The organism is Actinoplanes subglobosus (assembly GCF_042650585.1).
Taxonomy (GTDB): domain Bacteria; phylum Actinomycetota; class Actinomycetes; order Mycobacteriales; family Micromonosporaceae; genus Actinoplanes; species Actinoplanes subglobosus.
Genome location: NZ_JBHSBL010000034.1, coordinates 3399 through 4126, shown reverse-complemented (window position 1 = coordinate 4126; position 728 = coordinate 3399). Strand labels below are relative to the sequence as shown.

The 728-nt window shown below is 78.6% G+C and carries 1 pseudogene; it reads right to left on the bottom strand.

From position 1 onward, the window contains the following. A pseudogene (locus ACFO0C_RS45780) lies at positions 1-728 on the bottom strand (hypothetical protein); the annotation flags it as partial.

The following is a 728-nucleotide window of genomic DNA, read 5'->3' as shown; positions in this document are numbered from 1 at the left end:
AGGTCGGTGGCGGCCCGCCACAGCGAGTCGGGGACCTCCACCTCCCACGCGTCCAGCGCGTCGCGGGCCGCGTCGTCGTAGCCGTTGCGGGCCGTGGTCAGCGGCCCCTGCACGGCAGCGGCGTCCCGGTCGGCGACCGCCTTCTTCACCGCCGTCGCCTGCATCGGGTCGGCGTCCGGCTTGGCCAGCAGTGCCGCGACGATCGCGTCATCGACCTTGCGCTGCGCCTTGCCGAGGTCGGCGACCGCCTTGGCCAGCGCCTCCTCGGCAGTGGCCGCCGCGACCCCGGCGGCGCGTCCGGCCGGGTCGAGGGCGGCCTGCTGGGCGGCGGTCAGGTCGGGGTGGGCGGCGACCGACGCCAGCGCCGACCGGGCGATCGCGAGGTCGGCGGCGGCGGTCGCGAGATAGCGCCGCAAGGCCGCCAGCGCGCCCTGGAAGTCCTGGCCGGCACGGTCGGCGGCCACCACCAGAGGACGATCGGCGGTACGAGCGGACGCCCGGCCCGCCGTGGCCGCGGCATCCGCGTCGGCCTCCGCCGTGGCCAGCGCCCGTGCCTCGGCCGCCCGGTCCAGCGCGCGTTTGCGCAGCGGGTCCGGCAGCAGCGCGGCCAGGCGGTCGGTGGCCGGCTTGCGGTCGGTCGCGGCGGCGTCGGCGACCACCGTCGTCAGCGGCGGTTTGCCGAGGGCGGTCCGTAACGCGTCGGCCTCTGCCTGCCAGCGGGCCGCCGC